This is a genomic window from Pseudomonas sp. SJZ074, assembly GCF_007828215.1.
GTDB lineage: Bacteria > Pseudomonadota > Gammaproteobacteria > Pseudomonadales > Pseudomonadaceae > Aquipseudomonas.
Window position 1 is genome coordinate 270,732 of the sequence record NZ_VIUE01000005.1, and the last position, 18,504, is coordinate 289,235.

17 protein-coding genes are annotated in these 18,504 nt (G+C 61.2%); 4 read left to right on the forward strand and 13 right to left on the reverse strand.

Annotated elements, in window-relative coordinates:
* Positions 1 to 92 precede the first annotated feature (92 nt).
* From FBX99_RS09255 to plsB, 3 genes are read right to left on the reverse strand one after another with little or no spacing between them, the layout of a single operon-like run.
* Positions 93 to 782: a DUF4197 domain-containing protein gene (locus tag FBX99_RS09255; RefSeq protein WP_145131295.1), complete on the reverse strand. Its 690-nt coding sequence runs from the start codon at positions 780 to 782 to the stop codon at positions 93 to 95.
* A gap of 33 nt (positions 783 to 815) precedes the next feature.
* Positions 816 to 1,214 carry a YbaY family lipoprotein gene (locus FBX99_RS09260; RefSeq protein WP_145131297.1) on the reverse strand — a complete coding sequence of 133 codons (399 nt, stop codon included), beginning with the start codon at positions 1,212 to 1,214 and terminating at the stop codon, positions 816 to 818.
* 52 nt (positions 1,215 to 1,266) lie between these two features.
* Positions 1,267 to 3,768: a glycerol-3-phosphate 1-O-acyltransferase PlsB gene (gene plsB / locus FBX99_RS09265; protein WP_144923359.1), complete on the reverse strand. Its 2,502-nt coding sequence runs from the start codon at positions 3,766 to 3,768 to the stop codon at positions 1,267 to 1,269.
* A 591-nt stretch (positions 3,769 to 4,359) separates the two neighbouring features.
* Between plsB and FBX99_RS09270 the strand changes: the two genes are divergently transcribed.
* Together FBX99_RS09270 and FBX99_RS09275 are read left to right on the forward strand one after the other, a co-directional pair.
* Positions 4,360 to 5,406 carry a carboxypeptidase-like regulatory domain-containing protein gene (locus FBX99_RS09270; protein ID WP_145131299.1) on the forward strand — a complete coding sequence of 349 codons (1,047 nt, stop codon included), beginning with the start codon at positions 4,360 to 4,362 and terminating at the stop codon, positions 5,404 to 5,406.
* A gap of 179 nt (positions 5,407 to 5,585) precedes the next feature.
* Complete coding sequence (locus FBX99_RS09275; protein ID WP_144923488.1) at positions 5,586 to 5,795, forward strand: cold-shock protein; 210 nt, start codon at positions 5,586 to 5,588, stop codon at positions 5,793 to 5,795.
* A gap of 85 nt (positions 5,796 to 5,880) precedes the next feature.
* On the opposite strand, the gene FBX99_RS09280 is transcribed toward FBX99_RS09275, so the two are convergent.
* Genes FBX99_RS09280 through dapE form a run of 3 tightly spaced genes read right to left on the reverse strand, consistent with a single transcriptional unit; the run spans position 5,881 to position 8,267 of the window.
* Entirely contained in the window at positions 5,881 to 6,258 is a 378-nt protein-coding gene (locus FBX99_RS09280; protein ID WP_144923365.1) for a hypothetical protein, read from the reverse strand.
* Between the two features lie 48 nt (positions 6,259 to 6,306).
* Positions 6,307 to 7,116: a putative RNA methyltransferase gene (locus tag FBX99_RS09285; protein ID WP_144923368.1), complete on the reverse strand. Its 810-nt coding sequence runs from the start codon at positions 7,114 to 7,116 to the stop codon at positions 6,307 to 6,309.
* Positions 7,116 to 8,267, reverse strand: coding sequence for a succinyl-diaminopimelate desuccinylase (dapE, locus tag FBX99_RS09290; RefSeq protein ID WP_144923371.1), 1,152 nt, complete (start codon positions 8,265 to 8,267; stop codon positions 7,116 to 7,118). The genes FBX99_RS09285 and dapE overlap by 1 nt, the downstream gene beginning before the upstream one ends.
* A gap of 248 nt (positions 8,268 to 8,515) precedes the next feature.
* Between dapE and tcdA the strand changes: the two genes are divergently transcribed.
* Positions 8,516 to 9,334 carry a tRNA cyclic N6-threonylcarbamoyladenosine(37) synthase TcdA gene (tcdA, locus tag FBX99_RS09295; RefSeq protein WP_145131301.1) on the forward strand — a complete coding sequence of 273 codons (819 nt, stop codon included), beginning with the start codon at positions 8,516 to 8,518 and terminating at the stop codon, positions 9,332 to 9,334.
* 37 nt (positions 9,335 to 9,371) lie between these two features.
* Here tcdA and FBX99_RS09300 read toward each other — a convergent pair whose 3' ends face one another.
* The 4 genes from FBX99_RS09300 to FBX99_RS09315 all read right to left on the reverse strand — a co-directional run bounded on the left by FBX99_RS09300 (position 9,372) and on the right by FBX99_RS09315 (position 12,482).
* Positions 9,372 to 9,776: a SufE family protein gene (locus FBX99_RS09300; RefSeq protein ID WP_144923377.1), complete on the reverse strand. Its 405-nt coding sequence runs from the start codon at positions 9,774 to 9,776 to the stop codon at positions 9,372 to 9,374.
* Positions 9,773 to 10,978, reverse strand: coding sequence for an aminotransferase class V-fold PLP-dependent enzyme (locus FBX99_RS09305; protein WP_144923380.1), 1,206 nt, complete (start codon positions 10,976 to 10,978; stop codon positions 9,773 to 9,775). Before FBX99_RS09305 ends, FBX99_RS09300 begins: the two co-directional genes overlap by 4 nt.
* Before the next feature lie 73 nt (positions 10,979 to 11,051).
* Complete coding sequence (gene dapD, locus FBX99_RS09310; protein WP_047702245.1) at positions 11,052 to 12,086, reverse strand: 2,3,4,5-tetrahydropyridine-2,6-dicarboxylate N-succinyltransferase; 1,035 nt, start codon at positions 12,084 to 12,086, stop codon at positions 11,052 to 11,054.
* 33 nt (positions 12,087 to 12,119) lie between these two features.
* Positions 12,120 to 12,482 carry an ArsC family reductase gene (locus FBX99_RS09315; protein WP_256662461.1) on the reverse strand — a complete coding sequence of 121 codons (363 nt, stop codon included), beginning with the start codon at positions 12,480 to 12,482 and terminating at the stop codon, positions 12,120 to 12,122.
* Between the two features lie 452 nt (positions 12,483 to 12,934).
* Here FBX99_RS09315 and FBX99_RS09320 point away from each other — a divergent pair, with 452 nt between their 5' ends.
* Complete coding sequence (locus FBX99_RS09320) at positions 12,935 to 13,294, forward strand: DUF6124 family protein (RefSeq protein WP_144923389.1); 360 nt, start codon at positions 12,935 to 12,937, stop codon at positions 13,292 to 13,294.
* A gap of 203 nt (positions 13,295 to 13,497) precedes the next feature.
* Here FBX99_RS09320 and dapC read toward each other — a convergent pair whose 3' ends face one another.
* From dapC to map, 3 genes are all read right to left on the reverse strand, one after another.
* Positions 13,498 to 14,697 (reverse strand): succinyldiaminopimelate transaminase, encoded by a 1,200-nt coding sequence (gene dapC / locus FBX99_RS09330; RefSeq protein WP_144923395.1) that lies wholly within the window; start codon positions 14,695 to 14,697, stop codon positions 13,498 to 13,500.
* Between the two features lie 135 nt (positions 14,698 to 14,832).
* Complete coding sequence (locus FBX99_RS09340; RefSeq protein WP_145131305.1) at positions 14,833 to 17,535, reverse strand: [protein-PII] uridylyltransferase; 2,703 nt, start codon at positions 17,533 to 17,535, stop codon at positions 14,833 to 14,835.
* Positions 17,536 to 17,582: 47 nt separating this feature from the next.
* Positions 17,583 to 18,365 carry a type I methionyl aminopeptidase gene (map, locus tag FBX99_RS09345; RefSeq protein ID WP_047702012.1) on the reverse strand — a complete coding sequence of 261 codons (783 nt, stop codon included), beginning with the start codon at positions 18,363 to 18,365 and terminating at the stop codon, positions 17,583 to 17,585.
* Positions 18,366 to 18,504: the final 139 nt, after the last annotated feature.

Here is an 18,504-nt window from a genome sequence, read left to right on the forward strand (position 1 = left end):
CCTGCTCGCGATAGCGGTGTAACAGCCAACGACGAGGTCATGGCTGAAGCCGCTATCGCGAGCAGGCTCGCTCCCACAGTTGCTTATCGCGTTCAGAGGCTACCAAACACCTTCTTCGCCAGGCTGGTAGCCGCGGCCGCCGGGTTCTGGCGAATCGCGGCTTCCTGCTTGCCGATCATTTCGAACAAGCCGTCCAGTGCCTGCTCGGTCACGTAGTTTTCGACGTTGGCGCTTTTGGCATCCAATACACCGAACGTCGCGGCCTGGCCGGCAAAGGCATTGTATTTCTGGGCCAGGCCGACCTTGTCGGTGGCTTGTTTGACGATGGGCAGGAACTTGGCGCGGATCTGCTCGCGGCTGCTCTTGTTCAGGTACTGCGTCGCCGAGTCGTTGCCACCGCTCAAGATGCCCTTGGCATCGTCCACGCTCATATTCTTCACGGCATTGACCAGAATCGGCTGGGCCTGGACCACGGCTGTCTCGGCTGCCTGGTTCATGCTGGCTTCCAGTTGATCGACCTGATCACCCATGCCAAAGGCTTTCATTTTGCTGGCGACTTTGCCCAGCTTGCCGGGCAATTCTATTTTCACATCCGGGTTGTTGCTGAAGCCGCCGGGTGTGCCCAGTTGTTTGACCGCCACCTGCGCGCCCTGGGTCAAGGCGTCCTTGAGACCTCCCGTGGCATCTTTTTGCGACAGATCACCCAGGGACAGAGCCATGGCATTGGCGCAGATCAACAGACCCGCGCACAGGCCGGTGAAACGGAGGGTAGAGCGGAGCATAATGGCGTCCTTGTAAAAGTTGGAAAAAAGCAATCAGCGTGCGGCGTTGACGCGAATCTTCAACGGCTGCGGATCCTGACCATCGAGTTGTACGGCGTGTTGTTCAGTGGTGATGAACATCAACTGGCCGTCCACTTCGATGCGGGCGCTCACGGCATAACGATGGCCGGGCTTGACCTGGGCGGGATCATAACTGAGGCGGAACGGCAGCGGGACCTGGCCTTTGATCGGGCCGCTCTGCTCATCGAGCACCACCGCAGGAGCGTCGGCCAGTGAAACATCTTGCAGGCTCACGCGCAGGGTCGCGCTGGGCGGCAGGGCAATGCGTTGCAAATAGAACACTTCGCCGGCGAGGTAGTTCTTGCTCGCCAGCGGCGCGCTGGAGCAGGCGCCGAGCAGTGCGGCAATGGCCAGCAGGGTCATTTTTTTCATGGCGCAATTCCTTGTTCGAGGGCACCAGGAAACAGCCTGGCGCCGGTGGGAATCAATCCTGGGTCACCGGAGCAACCTGATCCGCCGCATCTTCACTGCGATGCAACGCCACTTGGCGGATCGACAAACGAATCTCCGCCGGCAGCACCCGTTTGGCGGCGCCTTCGGCCAGTTCGCCCAGCAGTTCGTGATAGCTTAGCTTGCCGGCTTCGTCCCGGCGCAGAACATCGAGGTCCAGCATCGTCTGGATGAAATGGCGGAACAGGGTCTTGTCGAAGAATTCCGGTGCGTTCAGGCCATGCAAGATCGACAGGCGCTGGGCCATGACGGTGCAGAGATCTTCCAGCTCTTCGGCACTGATGCTGTTCTGACCGCTGTTGAGCAACAGCGAGACGGTCATGTAGAAGCGTTGCAGGGCCTGGGCGATGCTCTTGGACAGCAGGGTCAGCAACACGAAGTGCCGCGAACTCGGCGCCGGACGCAGGTACAGGTTATTTTCGAAACGCAGCAGGCCCTGTTCGACGAACGCTTCGAGCCACTGGTCGATCACGTCGTCCAGTTGTTCCAGTGACCAGCGAATGAACAACTCCGATTGCAGGTACGGGTACAAGGCGTGGGTGTAGCGCAGGATCTGCTCGCGGCTCATGCGCGAAGCACTCTGGAAGAAGCTCGCCAGCAACGCCGGCAGGGCGAAGATGTGCAGCACATTGTTGCGGTAGTAAGTCATCAGCACCGCATTCTGCTCATCCAGGTACAGGATCTTGCCCAGGGCATCGTTCTGTTCCGACAGCAGGTCCATGCCTTTCACGTGTTCGATCAGCGCCCGGCCATCCCCTTCGGGCAATGTGGTGTGGGGGGAGTACGGTACTTTGCGCAGCAACGCCAGGTACAGGTCCAACACCCGGGCCATGGCCTGATCGTCGAGTGCCAGGCGGCTGGTGGACAACAGCGCCAGGGCCACGAGATTGACCGGATTGATGGCGGCGGCTTCGTTCAGGTGCCGGGCCACGCGTTCACCCAGGCGATGGGTGGTCGCGTTGAGCCAGGCCGGTTTGAACTGCGGCCCCAATTCCTGCTGGCGCCAATCCGGCTGTTCGCCATCGAGGAACTCAGCCAGTTTGATCGGTTCGCCGAAGTTCACCGCCACCTGGCCGAAGCGTTGCTTGAGGGCTCCGATGACCTTGAAGATGTCGAAGATCGATTCCTTCTTCTTGCTGGCCCCGCGTAACTCACCCAGGTACGTACGACCTTCCAGCACCCGCTCATAGCCGATGTACACCGGCACGAACACAATGGGTGTGCGCGATGAACGCAGGAAGCTGCGTAAGGTGATGGCGAGCATGCCGGTCTTGGGTTGCAGCATGCGTCCGGTGCGCGAACGACCGCCTTCGACGAAGTACTCCACCGGAAAACCCTTGGTGAACAGCGTGTGCAGGTATTCATTGAACACCGCGGTGTAGAGCGGGTTGCCCTTGAAGGTGCGGCGCATGAAGAACGCCCCGCCACGGCGCAGCAGGCTGCCGACCACCGGCATGTTGAGGTTGATGCCGGCGGCGATATGCGGTGGGGTCAGGCCATTGCGGAACAGCAGGTATGACAGCAGCAGGTAGTCGATGTGGCTGCGGTGGCACGGCACATAAATGACTTCATGGCCTGGGGCGATGTTTTGCACGCCTTCGATATTGTTGACCTTGATGCCATCGTAGATCTTGTTCCAGAACCAGCTCAGCACCACTTCCAGGAAACGAATGGCGGTGTAGGTGTAGTCCGAGGCGATTTCGTTGCCGTAGCGCAGGGCCAGTGCCTTGGCTTTTTCCGCCGAGATTTTTTCCCGCTCGGCCTCGTCGGCAATCGCTTGCTTGACCAATGGCTGGTTCACCAGGCCCTTGACCAGGTTGCGCCGATGAGAAAGGTCGGGGCCGATGACCGCCGCCTTCAGGTTGCGGAAATGCACTCGCAGGATCCGCTGGGCCATGCGCACGGTACGTTCGTGGCCTTTGTCGTGCTCGATCAGGTTGCGCAGATGAATCGGCGCAGAGAACTGCACGCGGGTCTTGCGTCCCAGGATCATGATGCTCAACAGGCGACGCAGGCGTCCGGTGACGGCCCAGCTGTCGGCGAACAACAGTTTCCACGGGCTGGATTCGCTGTCGGGCGACTGACCCCAGAACACACTGACCGGGATGATCTGCGCATCTTCGGCGGCGTCGTGGGTCAACACGTTGACCAGTCGCGTCAGGGTCGGTGGCGCGCCGCGCTTGTCCTGGCGTCCGAGCCAATCCGGCGCCGGCGTCAGGTAGAAGAATGCCGCCGGTTCCAGCAGGTTGCCCACCGACACCGGCAACACCGGGCGGGGCAGGCCGGCCTTGGTGCACTCGGCGTCGAGTACCGCCAGGTCGGTGAGCGAGGGATCTTGCAGGACGTAGAACACCGGACGACTGCGGTCGAGGTTGAGGGTGAAGGACGACTGGTTGATCGTCTCTGAGCGAACCCAGAGGTACAACAGTCGGCGCAAGGTGCCAAACACAAGACGGCGGAACGGGGAGCGGGTCATACGGCTTCTGCGTGAGTGGATGGAACCGAGCAACTGCTCGGGTCGTTAGTGTGCCGGATTCGCCTGGGATCGGCAAAAAAGCGGCGATGTTGCTGGGTTCTTTATTCGAGGCTTTTGTGGTTTCCGGTATTGCGGTGCATGTACCTGTCAGGTCTGCCAGTAGACGCGTCGTTGGATCAGCGTCATACATTCGTCGTAGCTTCGAATGGAGAGGGCCGATCATGAAAGATTACTGGAAGATATTGTTGTTTAGCGCATGGGTGTGTTCAGTGTGTACTCCGCTTACGGCACTCGCGTTGGCACTGTCCCGCCCGACGATTGAGACGCCCGGATTAAACGGTTCAAGTTACCGTCTGCCATGGCTGTCCGGTACAGGAATCCCGGGAGCGACGGTGCAAATAGCAACGAGCCATACCGGCACATGGATAGCCAGTACGACAGTTGACGCCGAAGGCCGCTGGCAGGTTCGCAGTACGGTGGCGCTCCCGGTCGGGCCCTATTCGATAGCAAGCCACCAGACCTTAAATGGGGGAAACGTCCGATTGGGGGGAAAATGTGGCCTTTACCGTGACCGATACACCGGATCCCCCCGTGATCACCTCGCCGATGGAAAACAGTCTGGGTGAGCCATGGTTATTGTTCTCCGGCACAGGCATTGCGGGGGCGACCATTCAAGTGGCAAGGAGCCATTTAGGCACCCTGTTAGCCAGTACGACAGTCGGTGCCGATGGCCGTTGGCAAATTCGCAGCGAGGGCCAACTCCCGACGGGCCCTTACTCGATAAGCGCCTACCAACGTCTCAATGGCATCGCTTCGAATTGGGGGCCGAATATACCGTTCCATGTGGCAACGTGGACGAGTGAGGGGGATCGGGTTGCCAAAGAACTCAATGTGCTGTTTGCAAGCACGAACACCAGTTGTCTGAATAACAGGGCGGCGTTCTATTGCAGCGGGATCTTGATGCGCACAGCGGGCTACTCCACGGCCTATCATGTTTGGAATCCGAGTTTTAGTGCTATCAACCTGGGGGGTGTTTCGTTCAGTTACCTGCGAGCCGGGCTGGGTATGAACCATCTACCGGGCAATCGTGTCCAGGGCCTGATCCTTGAGCCAGCCCGGTCCTTTGCCAATGGCAGTTATCCACTGCAGGTACTTTGTGCGTACCCCTACGATGGCGAATCCGTGCGCAGGGCATCCAATGGTTGCGGGGTCGGTTACGAGTTTCCCCAGGACAGCGGGCCCTGTATCACTCAAAACATCACGACGCTGGACGCTTGGCGCGCGCACTTTCAACAGTATCCGAGTGCCCCTGACCGGTACCGTCATCAGTGTAGTTTTGGCGTCGATCAGGCGGGGTTTGCCTTGAGTCTTGCCGCTCGGGAACACCCGGATGCGGAACATCCGGATTGGCAACACAACGAAGTAGTCATCAAGACTTGGCCACAAGATACACCCAACCTTCCGATCAAGGCGTTCTTCCATTTCGGCACGAATGAGCAGGGTGTCGAAGAGGCCAAGAATATGCAGCGGGATTTTTTCAACACGACAGGACGGCGTGTTCCGGTGGTCCGGCTTACCCTCGACGGCCCGGCGGGGGATAACTTCAGTTATATCATGGAGGATCAAGGTGTCTTCTAGGTCGTGAAAACGCAGCGATCACATTGCAAATCGGCAAAAATGGCGACCCGCACGCCAGTTGAGAGTTTTGGGCGCTGTAATATACTCGGCAGTCTGTCACCGACGCCCTCGGGCACGGCCGACATTCCCGAGGCTTTCCCATGAAAAGCCGTTCAATAATAACAATGGGGTATGAGCAGATGGCAGCGCGCGAGACCGGCAATGTGAAATGGTTCAATGACGCCAAGGGATACGGCTTCATCCAGCGCGAAGGTGGAGCGGATGTATTCGTGCATTACCGCGCGATCCGCGGTGAGGGCCACCGTTCGTTGACCGAAGGCCAACAGGTCGAATATGCGGTGGTGCAAGGGCAGAAGGGTTTGCAGGCTGAGGATGTGGTGGGGTTGTAACCTTTTTCAGCCATACCAGGGATCCCTGTGGGAGCGAGCCTGCTCGCTCCCACAGGGGATTTGCTTTACATCCTCAAAGGCTGCGTCAGGCAGTCCGCCAGGTAATCTCTTCTTCCCCATCGGCACTGATGCGAATCCAGCGATCAGCCGACTCTTCCCCTTCCTCTTCAACCCACGAACCAGGCGCGCAACGCACTTCGACATTCAGTGCGGCAAATGCGGCACGGGCGCAGGCGATGTCGTCATCCCATGGGGTCCGGTCGCTTTCCAGGTACAGGCTGTTCCATTTGCCCACGGCCTTGGGCAGCCAGGTCACCGAGATGTCGCCGGCCTTGCACTTGTAGGTCTGGCCTTTCTGGGTCCATTCGCTGCACGGGCCCAGCGCCTGGGTCAGCCAGGCGGCGATGGCCTTGTGGTCGACGTCAGCGTCTTTGAGGTAGATCTCGATATCGGGTTGGCGCATGGATATCCTCACTGCGGTCTTGAAAAATCCATTCGCGGATTTGATCGGTTATTGAAGAACGAAATAATCGTAGCGCATCGACACCGTGACTTCGAACGGCTCGGCCTGCTCGATCACGCTGGCGCGGCGCTCGGCACTGGCGCGCCAGCCGTGGGGCGTCATCGCCAACAGGTTGGCACGGTCCTGGCCGTGTTTCAGGACCAGCTTGAATTCCAGGGTTTCGCTGTGCGCCAGCGCCATGCCCGAAGGGACCAGGGCCAGATGCTTGTCATCGGTGTACTCGCGCACTTCGTCGTACAGGCGTTCGCGCAACTCCATCAGGTGACCGCGGGTGGGACCGACTTTCATCAGGCCACCACCGGGGCTGAGCAGGCGCTTGGCCTCCTGCCAGTCCAGCGGGCTGAACACGCTCGCCAGGAATTGGCAGCAGCCGTCAGCCAGCGGCACCCGCGCCATGCTGGCGATCAACCAGGTCAGCTGTGGGTCGCGTTTACAGGCGCGCTTGACTGCCTCGCGGGAAATGTCCAGGGCATAACCATCGGCATCAGGCAGCGCGTCGGCGATCTGCGCGGTGTAATAGCCCTCGCCACAGCCGATGTCCAGCCAGCGGCCGGGGTTACGCTCAGCCGCCAGTTCGGCCAGGCGGCGGGCGACGGGGGCGTAGTGCCCGGCATTGAGGAAGTCGCGACGGGCTTCGACCATGGCCTGGTTGTCGCCAGGGTCGCGGCTGTTCTTGTGTTGCACCGGCAACAGGTTCAAGTAGCCCTGGCGGGCGCGGTCGAACCGATGCCCGGCCGCGCAGGCCACGCCATTATCCACCGCGTTCAGCGGTTCACTGCAGATCGGACACGCGAGCATCAGGCGAGCAACTTGACCAGCGTTTTGTAATAGATCTCGGTCAGTACATCGAGATCGGCCGCCAGCACGCGTTCGTTGACCTGGTGGATGGTCGCGTTGACCGGCCCCAGTTCCACCACTTGGGTGCCCATGGTGGCGATGAAACGACCGTCGGATGTGCCGCCGCTGGTGGAGGCCTGGGTTTCGCGACCGGTCACGTCCTTGATGCTCGACGATACGGCGTCCAGCAGCGCGCCCGGCTCGGTGAGGAACGGCAGGCCGGACAGGGCCCAGTCGATGTGCCAGTCCAGCTGATGCTTGTCGAGAATGTCAGCGACGCGCTGTTGCAGGCCTTCGACAGTGGACTCGGTGGAGAAGCGGAAGTTGAACACCGCCACCAGGTCACCCGGGATCACGTTGGTCGCGCCGGTGCCAGCGTTGAGGTTGGAGATCTGGAAACTGGTGGGCGGGAAGAAATCGTTGCCATGGTCCCAATGCTCGGCGGCCAGTTCCGCCAACGCCGGAGCCGCCAGGTGGATCGGGTTCTTCGCCAGGTGCGGGTAGGCCACGTGGCCTTGCTTGCCGCGCACGGTCAGCTTCGCACCGAGGGAGCCGCGACGGCCGTTCTTGACCACGTCGCCCACCAGGGTGGTGCTCGACGGCTCGCCGACGATGCACCAGTCCAGGCGCTCCTGGCGGGCCTTGAGGCGCTCGACCACGGCCTTGGTGCCGTGGTGGGCCGGACCTTCTTCATCACTGGTGATCAGGAACGTGATCGAGCCCTTGTGGTCCGGGTAGTCGGCGACGAACCGCTCAGCCGCCACTACCATCGCCGCGAGGCTGCCCTTCATGTCGGCCGCGCCACGGCCACAGAGCATGCCTTGGTCGTCGATGACCGCATCGAACGGGTCGAGCTGCCAGGCCTGCACCGGACCGGTCGGCACTACGTCGGTGTGCCCGGCGAAGCACAGTACCGGACCGTCGTGCTTGCCATGGCTGGCCCAGAAGTTATCCACATCCTCGATGCGCATCGGCTCGAGCTTGAAACCTGCATCGCCCAGGCGCTGCATCATCAGTTTCTGGCAATCGGCATCCACCGGCGTCACGGACGGACGGCGGATCAGGTCGCAGGCGAGTTGCAGGGTCGGCGAGAGGTCGGCGTGGGCCGTCATGGAAAGCTCCGGATCAGGGAATAGAGACATAGATCCCATGTGGGAGCGGGCTTGCTCGCGAAAGCGGTGTATCAGTCACACATGTATTGCCTGACACACCGCTTTCGCGAGCAAGCCCGCTCCCACAGGATCTGAGTCTGGCCATCGGTTAATGTTCGGCCAGCACTCACAAAATGGCGGTTATCTTATAGCAAAACGACGACCGATTGGTTTCCGGTGCCCTATAATGCGCGCCGGTTTTCAGGGTAATGGTCATGAGTACAGAAGATCCACGGTTTGCCGGCATCGCCCGTTTGTATGGCCTCGAAGGCCTGGAGCGCCTGCGGGCGGCCCATGTGGCGATTGTCGGGGTGGGTGGCGTCGGTTCCTGGGCGGCGGAAGCCATTGCCCGGTGTGGCGTGGGCGAGATTTCGCTGTTCGACCTGGACGATGTCTGTGTCAGCAACGCCAACCGCCAGTTGCACGCCCTGGACAGCACCGTCGGCAAACCCAAGGTCGAGGTGATGGCCGAGCGCCTGCGCGGGATCAATCCCGATTGCACGGTGCACGCCGTGGCGGACTTCGTCACCCGCGACACCATGGCCGAGTACATCACGCCGAACATCGACTGCGTGATCGACTGTATTGACAGTGTCAACGCCAAGGCGGCGCTGATCGCCTGGTGCAAGCGCCGCAAGATCCAGATCATCACCACCGGCGGCGCGGGCGGGCAGATCGACCCGACGCTGATCCAGGTCTGCGATCTGAACCGTACCTTCAATGACCCGCTGGCTTCGAAAGTCCGTTCTACCCTGCGCCGCGACTACGGTTTTTCCCGTACCGTGACCCGTCACTACAGCGTGCCCTGTGTGTTCTCCACCGAACAACTGCGCTACCCGAAACCGGACGGCAGCATTTGCTTGCAGAAGAGTTTCGTCGGCGACGGCGTGAAGCTCGACTGCGCCGGCGGGTTTGGCGCGGTGATGATGGTAACGGCGACGTTTGGCATGGTCGCGGCGACCAAGGCTGTGGATAAGATCGTGGCGGGTGTGCGGCGGCCGGTTGACAGGCTAAAGAGCGGGCAGTAACGGCTTTTGTGGCGAGGGGATAAATCCCTCGCCACAATCATTGTGCCAGTTGGTGCATCCGCTGTAACACCGCATTCAACCCATTGCTGCGCGACGGCGAAAGCTGGCGCGATAATCCCAACTCACTGAACCACCCCGGCAAATCCACCTGCTGCAACTCGGCGGCGGTCAACCCGTTGACCCGCGCCAGCAGCAGCGCCACCAGCCCACGAATCAACCGCGCATCGCTGGCCGCAGAGAATTGCCAGTGCCCATCCTGTAACTGGCCCACCAGCCACACCTGGCTTTCACAACCGCTGACCAGGTTGGCATCGCACTTTTCCGTCTCGCCCAAGGGCGGCAGACGCTCGCCCCATTGCATCAACAGCCGGGCGCGTTGTTCCCAGCCCGAGGCGTCCTGGAAGATTTGCAGCGCCGTGGCGGCATCGGCGGGCAGGTTCATCGCAGCATCTCCAGGGCCTGGTCGAGGGCTTCGAAGAAACGCTCGATATCGGCTGAGTCGTTGTACAGCGCCAGCGACACCCGGATCGCGCCCGACAACTGCAGATGCTTGAACAGTGGCATGGCGCAGTGATGCCCGGCGCGTACGGCAATGCCTTGTTCGGTCAATAGATGAGCGAGGTCGGCGTTGTGCACGCCGTCCACTACGAAACTGACCAATGCCAGCCGTGGATTGCCCACCAGGCGCACGCCGTTGCGCGCCAGCAGGCCGTGGAGCAGGTAGTCGTGCAACGCGCGCTCATGGTCAATGACATCTTGTGCGTCGAGGCCGGACAGATAATCCAGGGTCGCCCCCAGGCCGATCACGCTGGCGATGGGCGGTGTGCCGGCTTCGAAACCCAGGGGGGCGGGGCGGAACGTGGCGCGGTGGTAGTCGGCCTGTTGCACCATTTCGCCGCCGAACTGCCAATGACGCAGCTCGCCAAGGGCTTCGTTGCGGCCGAACAGCGCACCCAGCCCTTCGGGCCCATAGAGCTTGTGGCTAGAAAATACGTAGAAATCACAGCCCAGGGCCTGCACATCGTGACGTCCGTGGACCACACCCTGGGCACCGTCGATGACCGTCAGGGCGCCTTGGGCCTTGGCCAGGGCCAAGAGCGGCGGCAAGGGTTGCCAGGTGCCCAGCACGTTGGACAGCTGGCTCACCGCCAGCAAGCGTGTACGCGGGCCAATCAGGTCGGCGGCGGCGTCGAGGTTGATGACGCCGTGGGTGTCGAGCGGCAACACCACCAGCGTCAACGAGCGGCGCTCGGCTAGTTGCTGCCAGGGCAGCAGGTTGGCGTGGTGCTCCAGGGCGCTGATGACGATTTCATCGCCTGGATTGAATAAATGTTCCAGCCCGTAGGCCAGGAGGTTCAGCGCCGAAGTGGCGCCGTGGGTAAACACGATCTGCCCGCATTCCCCCGCATTGAGCCATTGCGACACCTTGAGGCGACTGTCTTCGAACGCCTGGGTGGCATGGGCGCCCGGCAGGTGTTGCGCGCGGTGCACGTTGGCCGCGCCGTTGGTGTAGTAATGCGCCAGGGCATCCAGCAGGGCCTGGGGTTTTTGCGTGGTAGCGGCGTTGTCCAGGTAGGTCTGGCCTTGCCGTTGCAGGGCGGCGATGGCCGGGAAATCGGCACGCCAGGGGGATTGGATCAACATGCTTTCGGGCCCTGCCGGGTTACGCCGGACGCTGTGGGAGCGGGCTTGCTCCCACAGGTGACGGTGAAGCGGCTTAGTTATGCGCGTGCAGTGCTTCGTTCAGCTCGATGGCCGACTTGTGGGTCTTGCATTCCACCGCGCCGGTTTCGGAGTTGCGACGGAACAGCAGGTCAGGCTGGCCGGCCAGGTCGCGGGCCTTGACCACTTTGACCAGCTGGTTGTTTTCATCCAGCAACGCCACCTTGGTACCGGCGGTCACGTACAGGCCCGATTCCACGGTGTTGCGGTCGCCCAATGGAATACCGATACCGGCGTTGGCACCGATCAGGCAGCCTTCGCCGACCTTGATCACGATGTTGCCACCACCCGACAGGGTGCCCATGGTGGAGCAACCGCCGCCCAGGTCCGAGCCCTTGCCGACGAACACGCCCGCCGAGACACGCCCTTCGATCATGCCCGGGCCTTCGGTGCCGGCGTTGAAGTTGACGAAACCTTCGTGCATCACGGTGGTGCCTTCGCCCACGTAGGCGCCCAGGCGGATCCGTGCGGCATCGGCGATACGCACGCCGGCCGGAACCACGTAGTCAGTCATTTTCGGGAACTTGTCCACCGAGAACACTTCCAGCAACTCGCCACGCAGGCGGGCTTCGAGCTGGTGCTCGGCCAGTTCGCTGAGGTCGATCGCGCCCTGGCTGGTCCAGGCCACGTTCGGCAGCAACGGGAAAATGCCGGCCAGGTTCAGGCCATGGGGCTTGACCAGGCGATGGGACAGCAGGTGCAGCTTGAGGTAGGCCTCGGGGGTGGAGCTCAGTTGCGCATCTTCAGCCAGCAGGGTGGCGACCAGCGGCTTGTGGCTTTCGGCCAGGCGGGTCAGCAACGCGGCTTGTGCGGCATCGACACCCTTGAGGGCTTCAGCCAGTTGCGAAGCCTGGGCGGTGGTGAAGGTGATGGCCTGGTTGCCTTCGCTGTAGCCCAGGATCGGCGCGATGGCCTTGACGATATCGGCCGACGGGTTGAGCAGTGGCTGTGCGTAGAACACTTCCAGCCAGGCGCCTTGACGGTTTTGAGTGCCGACACCGAAGGCCAGGCTGAACAGGGTAGTGGACATGAACATTACCTCAACAAAATGGACTGGGCAGGCTTACTTGATTTCTGCCGCATAGATATCTGGCTTGAAGCCAATCAGGGTTCGGTCACCGAGATCGAGCACCGGGCGCTTGATCATCGAGGGTTGGGCGAGCATCAGTTCGATGGCTTTCGACTGGTCGAGATCGGCTTTGCGTTCGTCGTCGAGCTTGCGAAAGGTCGTACCGGCCCTATTCAACACCACTTGCCAGCCATGCTCGTTGCACCATTGGGTCAGGTGCTCACGGTCGATGCCGGCAATTTTATAGTCGTGAAAATCGTAGTGCACAGCGTGTTCATCGAGCCAGGTACGCGCCTTTTTCATGGTGTCGCAGGCTTTGATGCCGAAAAGGTGCAACGTTTTGCTTGAATCGGTCAAGGAACTGCCCCCTTTGCAGGTGCCGGAAATAAAAGGTGAAGGATTATGCCATGACCGGACGGTTTCGGCTGCGGCCTTCCAAATGCCATTTAAGGTTTGGTGGCGGTGTTGCAGAGCTAAATCCCCTCGCCACAGGAAGTGCGGTCTGACAGACGCACCGAAGTTTCCGACAAGTTTTTAAGGTTGTCCGTCGGAAGCGAGGGCTCTAGCCTCTGGGGGTCGCTGCCAATTCAGCGACCGGACGTGAGAATCCGATCTCCTCTAGGCGTGCAGGCGCCGACCATATAAAGTGCAGGCGCTTTTCGTCTGCGCATTGTTATGGCGGCTGTGCGCGGGCATGCTTCGGCATGGCCGGGTTCCTAGAGACTCGGATTCTCACCCCGCGTATGGCTGCCACCCTCCGGTCCGTGAGAAGACTCGGTGGCGGCTCCCAATTCTCTAGGAGCAATAACATGATCAAAGAAACGCCGAATCCCCCAAAACCAGCCTCCACGTTCCCCTACGGCGACTACGCCCCTGAAAAGCTGCAAGAAGCCGCTGATCGCGCGTTGGATCTTTACCTCAAGCCTGACGACTGCGAGTCTGCCCCCAAGCCCTCAGTACAGTTATTCACTGTGGCTGACGGTGTCGACACCGAAGTGTTACTGGCCAATCTCAGCGAAACCCTGGCGTCTGCCAATGCAATGCTCAATGACCTTGCCTTCGATCAGGACGGCTCGCGACGACATGTAGCATTGGGAGTGGCCCAGATGATTGAGTTGGGGATGTTGTTGGCGAACAAGTGCCTGGACCGGGTAGAGCTTCGGACTTGATGCAATAGATACCGACCACCCGGCCCACACTGATCGTTCCCACGCTCCGCGTGGGAATGCCGCCAGGGACGCTCCGCGTTCCGCTTCTGGAAAGTGACGCAGAGCGTCACGGGATGCATGCCCACGCGGAGCGTGGGAACGATCAATCCCGTTAGAGCAAGCTCTCTCGCCACAGAACTTCAGTGTTCAACCGAAACGGTCCATCACCCGCGCCGCTGAATGAACGCCCGAATCCGCTCCGCCGCTTCCACACATTCCGCCAGCGGTGCGACCAGGGCCATGCGTACGCGCCCGGCGCCAGGGTTGACGCCATCCACTTCTCGGGACAGGTAGGAACCCGGCACCACGGTCACGTGTTCCTGTTCGAACAGGTCCCGGCAGAAGGCTGCGTCGTCGCCCGCCACGTTCGGCCACAGGTAGAAGCTGCCGTCGGGGCGTTGAACGTCCAGCACCGGGCTGAGGATGTCCAGCACGGCGTCGAACTTCTCTCGGTACAGCGTCCGGTTGGCCCGTACATGTTCCTCGTCGTTCCATGCGGCGATGCTCGCCAGTTGGGTCTGCACCGGCATCGCGCAGCCGTGGTAAGTGCGGTACAGCAGGAAACCTTTGAGGATGTCCGCGTCGCCGGCCACGAAACCGGAGCGCAGGCCTGGCAGGTTGGAGCGCTTGGACAGGCTGTGGAACACCACGCAGCGCTTGAAATCCTGGCGGCCGAGTTCGACGCAAGCGCTGAGCAGGCCCGGGGGCGGGGTCTGTTCGTCGAAGTACAGTTCGCTGTAGCACTCGTCGGCGGCGATCACGAAATCGTACTCGTCGGCCAGGGCGATGAGTTTCTTCAGCACGTCCACCGGAATCAATGCGCCGGTCGGGTTGCCAGGGGAGCACAGGAACAGGATCTGACAGCGTTTCCAGATGTCCGGTGAAACGGCGTCGAAGTCCGGGTTGAAGCCGTTTTCGTCCAGGCACGGCAGGTAGTGCGGCTTGGCCCCGGCCAGGAACGCGGCGCCTTCGTAGATCTGGTAGAACGGATTCGGGCTGACTACCAAGGCATCGTCGCCACGGTTGACCACGGTCTGGGTGAAGGCGAACAGCGCTTCACGGGTGCCGTTGACCGGTAGCACATGGCGCGCCGGGTCGAGCCAGCCGTTCGGTACATTGAAACGACGTTCGCACCAGCCAGTAATGGCTTCGCGCAAGGTTGGAATGCCCAGGGTGGTTGGATAAACGGCCATCTGATCCAGGTTGGCGGCCAGAGCCTCGGCGACGAAGCTGGGTGAGCGGTGCTTGGGTTCGCCGATGGACAACGCAATCGGCAGCTTGTCCGGGTTGGGCGTGACGCTGCCCAGCAGGGCGCGAAGCTTTTCGAACGGGTAGGGCTGCAACTGGTTCAGGGCGTTGTTCATTGGGGCCTCTTCAATATGGGGCACTGTCCTGTGGGAGCGGGCTTGCTCGCGAAAGCGGTGTATCAGCTATAGAGAGGTCGACTGACACTCCGCTTTCGCGAGCAAGCCCGCTCCCACAAAAGGAAGTTTGTGGGTTCAGATGTTGATGCGTGTCAGGCTGGCATCGGGTTCCTGGTTGACGCTCAAATGCTGGACGATCGCGTCCTGCAGGCGACTGCACAGCAGGGGATCGGACAACGGCTGGTTATGGGCGTCGGTGATAAAGAAGACGTCTTCCACCCGCTCGCCAAGGGTAGCGATCTTGGCGTTCTGCAACGACAAGTCGAACTCCAGGAAAATATGACCGACCCGTGCCAGCAAGCCGGGGCGGTCCGGGGCGCTGAGTTCCAGCACCGTGATCTGGCGCTGGGCATCGTTGTGGATCGTCACCTGCGGGGCGAACGCGAAGTGCTTGAGCTGGCGTGGCACCCGCCGCTGGATGATGGTCGGGTAGTCCGCCGGGTTGCGCAAGGCTTCGGTGAGGCCGTCGCGAATCTGCTTGATCCGTGCAGGGTTATCGCCAATCGAATCGCCGTCGGTGTCGAGCACGATATAGGTGTCGAGGGTGAACTGGCTGCTGGACGTGATGATCCGCGCATCGTGGATGTTGAGGTTGAGCTGGTCCATCGCGGCCACGGTCACGGCGAAGAAGTCATGTTGGTCCGGCGCGTAGATGAAGATCTGCGTGCCGCCTTCGAACTCGCGCTGCGTGGTTTCCTTGATCAACACCAGCGGCCCGCCATCGGCCGGTTGCTGCAGGATCGCGTCGCTGTGCCAGGCCACGTCGCCAGCGGTGTGGCGCAGGAAATAATCGTCGCCCAGTTGCGACCAGAGCTGCTCGACGTCGTCCGGGTCGGTGCCACCGCGCACCAGGATATCCAGGGCAGCGCTTTGGGTGCGACGGATCTGCTCTTCGCGGTCCACCGGGTTTTCCAGGCCCCGGCGCAAGGCCCGCTTGGTCTCGGTGTAAAGCTGGCGCAACAGGCTGGCCCGCCAGGAGTTCCACAAGGTCGGATTGGTGGCGTTGATGTCGGCCACCGTCAGCACATAGAGGTAATCCAGGCGCGTTTCATCGCCGACGATCTGGGCGAAATCGTGGATCACCTGCGGGTCGGACAGGTCCTTGCGCTGGGCGGTGGTCGACATCACCAGGTGGTTCTGCACCAGCCAGACGATCAGCCGGCTGTCCCACAGGGGCAATTGATGGCGCTGACAGAACGCCTCGGCATCCACCGCGCCGATTTCGGAGTGGTCACCGTGGCGGCCCTTGCCAATGTCGTGGTACAGCCCAGCCATGTAGATCAGCTCGGGCTTGGGCAGCTTGCCCATGAGCTTGCTGGCCAGCGGGAATTTCTCCGACACCTGGGTGTACTGCAACTTACGCAGGTGCTTGATCAGGTTCAGGGTATGGGCATCGACCGTATAGATGTGGAACAGGTCATGCTGCATCTGCCCGACGATAAAGCCGAACTCCGGCAGGTAGCGCCCGAGGATCCCGTAACGGTTCATGCGTCGCAGGTTGCGGTGCACGCCGATCTTGCACTTGAACAGCTCGATGAACAGGCTGGTGTTGCGGATGTCGTGGCGGAAGTCTTCATCGATCAGGTGACGGTTTTCCCGCAGCAGGCGAATGGTATCGGCGCGTACACCCTTGATTTCCGGCTGCTGGGCCATCAGCACGAAGATTTCGAGCATGGCGAAGGGGGTGCGACGGAACACGTTGGCGTTGCGTGCTTCGATGTACCCGTCATGCAACTGGAACCGGGAGTTGATCGGCTGCGGTGGCGCACTGTCTTCCGGAGCGAGGATGACTTCCTCGAAATGCTGGATGATCAGTTCGCTGAGCTGGGCGATGCTCATCACCACCCGGTAATACTGCTGCATGAAGTTTTCGATGGCCTGCTTGGCATCCTGGCCCTCGAAGCCCAGCAGGCTCGCGATGGAGCGCTGGTGATCGAACAGCAAGCGGTCTTCAGAGCGCCCGGCGAGCATGTGCAATGCGTAGCGGACCTTCCACAAGAATTCCTGTGATGAAGCCAGCAAGGCGTTCTCGCTTTCCACCAGGAAACCCTCGCCGGCCAGGTTACGCAGGTTCAGCGTGCCGTACTGGCGGCGGGCGACCCAGAGGATCGTCTGGATGTCCCGCAGCCCCCCGGGCGAGCCCTTGACGTTGGGTTCCAGGTTGTACTCGGTGTCGTTGTATTTGTGATGGCGGGCCTTCTGCTCGGCGCGCTTGGCCAGGAAGAAATCCTTGCTCGGCCACATGTGCGCCGTGCTGGTCACCTCGAGCATGCGCTGGCGCAGCTGCTCGGGGCCGGCAATGGTGCGACTTTCCATCAGGTTGGTCACCACCGTCAGGTCGGCGCGGGCCTCATCGGCGCATTCCTGCACCGAGCGCACGCTCTGGCCAACCTCCAGGCCGATATCCCACAGCAGCGTCAGGAAACGTTCGATGGAGTCGCGAAAGATCTCATGATCGGCGCTGTCGAGCAGGATCAGCAGGTCGATATCGGAGTAAGGGTGCAATTCGCCACGCCCGTAGCCTCCCACTGCCACCAGGGCGATGTCGGCATCCAGGCTCCAGTCGAACTGCTCCCAGGCCTTCTGCAGGATATTGTCGACGAACCAGGCGCGGTCCTCGATCAGCCGGCGGATATCCCGGCCATTGCGAAAGCGCTGGTCGAGTACTTCGTGGGCCTGGCGGATCGCCTTCTTGAAGGCCGGGATGGGGCTTGCCTTCAGGGCCAGTTCAGCCTGGAACTGGCCACGGTCGAAGAGTTCGGGATCCACCTGCGGCATCGAATGGCTTTCCTTTCTATCTATCTATAGCGGTACGCTGGTTTCGCTCAGGCGGAAACGCGAGGGATGGTGTCGTCGCTGCGCAGGGTGAAGATCTCGTATCCGGTCTCGGTCACCAGCAGGGTGTGTTCCCATTGGGCCGACAGCTTGCGGTCCTTGGTGATGGCGGTCCAACCGTCGCCCAGGACCTTGGTGTCGGCGCGACCCTGGTTGATCATCGGCTCGATGGTGAAGGTCATGCCCGCCTGGAGTTCCATGCCGGTGCCGGCACGACCGTAGTGCAGGATCTGCGGCTCTTCGTGGAAGACCTTGCCAATGCCGTGGCCGCAGAACTCACGCACCACCGAAAAACCGTTCTTCTGCGCATGCTTCTGGATCACTTCACCGATGTCCCCCAGGCGGCAACCCGGCTTCACCAGTTCAATGGCCATGTACATGCATTCCTGGGTGACTTTCGACAGGCGCTGGGCCCACTCCGGCACGTTGCCGACATGGAACATGCGGCTGGTGTCGCCGTGATAGCCGTCCTTGATCACGGTGACGTCGATGTTCAGCGTGTCGCCATCCTTCAACGGTTTCTCGTTGGGAATGCCGTGGCAGACCACGTGGTTGATCGAAGTGCAGATCGACTTCGGGAAGCCCTTGTAGTTGAGCGGCGCCGGAATGGCTTTCTGCTCGTTGACGATGTAGTCGTGGCAGATGCGGTCCAGCTCTTCGGTGGTCACGCCCGGCTTGACGTAATCGGCGATCATTTCCAGGACTTCGGCGGCAAGCTTGCCGGCGACGCGCATTTTTGCGATGTCCTCGGGGGTCTTGAGGGTGACGGTCATACAGGCTCTCTCTGCGCCCGGCGGCGCTGTTCGAAACGAAATGGGCGGCGGATGATGACCAGCACGGCCCTGAAAACGCGATTCTAACAGACGAACCGTACAAAGAGCTCCCCAGCCCGAACTCAGTGGCGAGGGGATT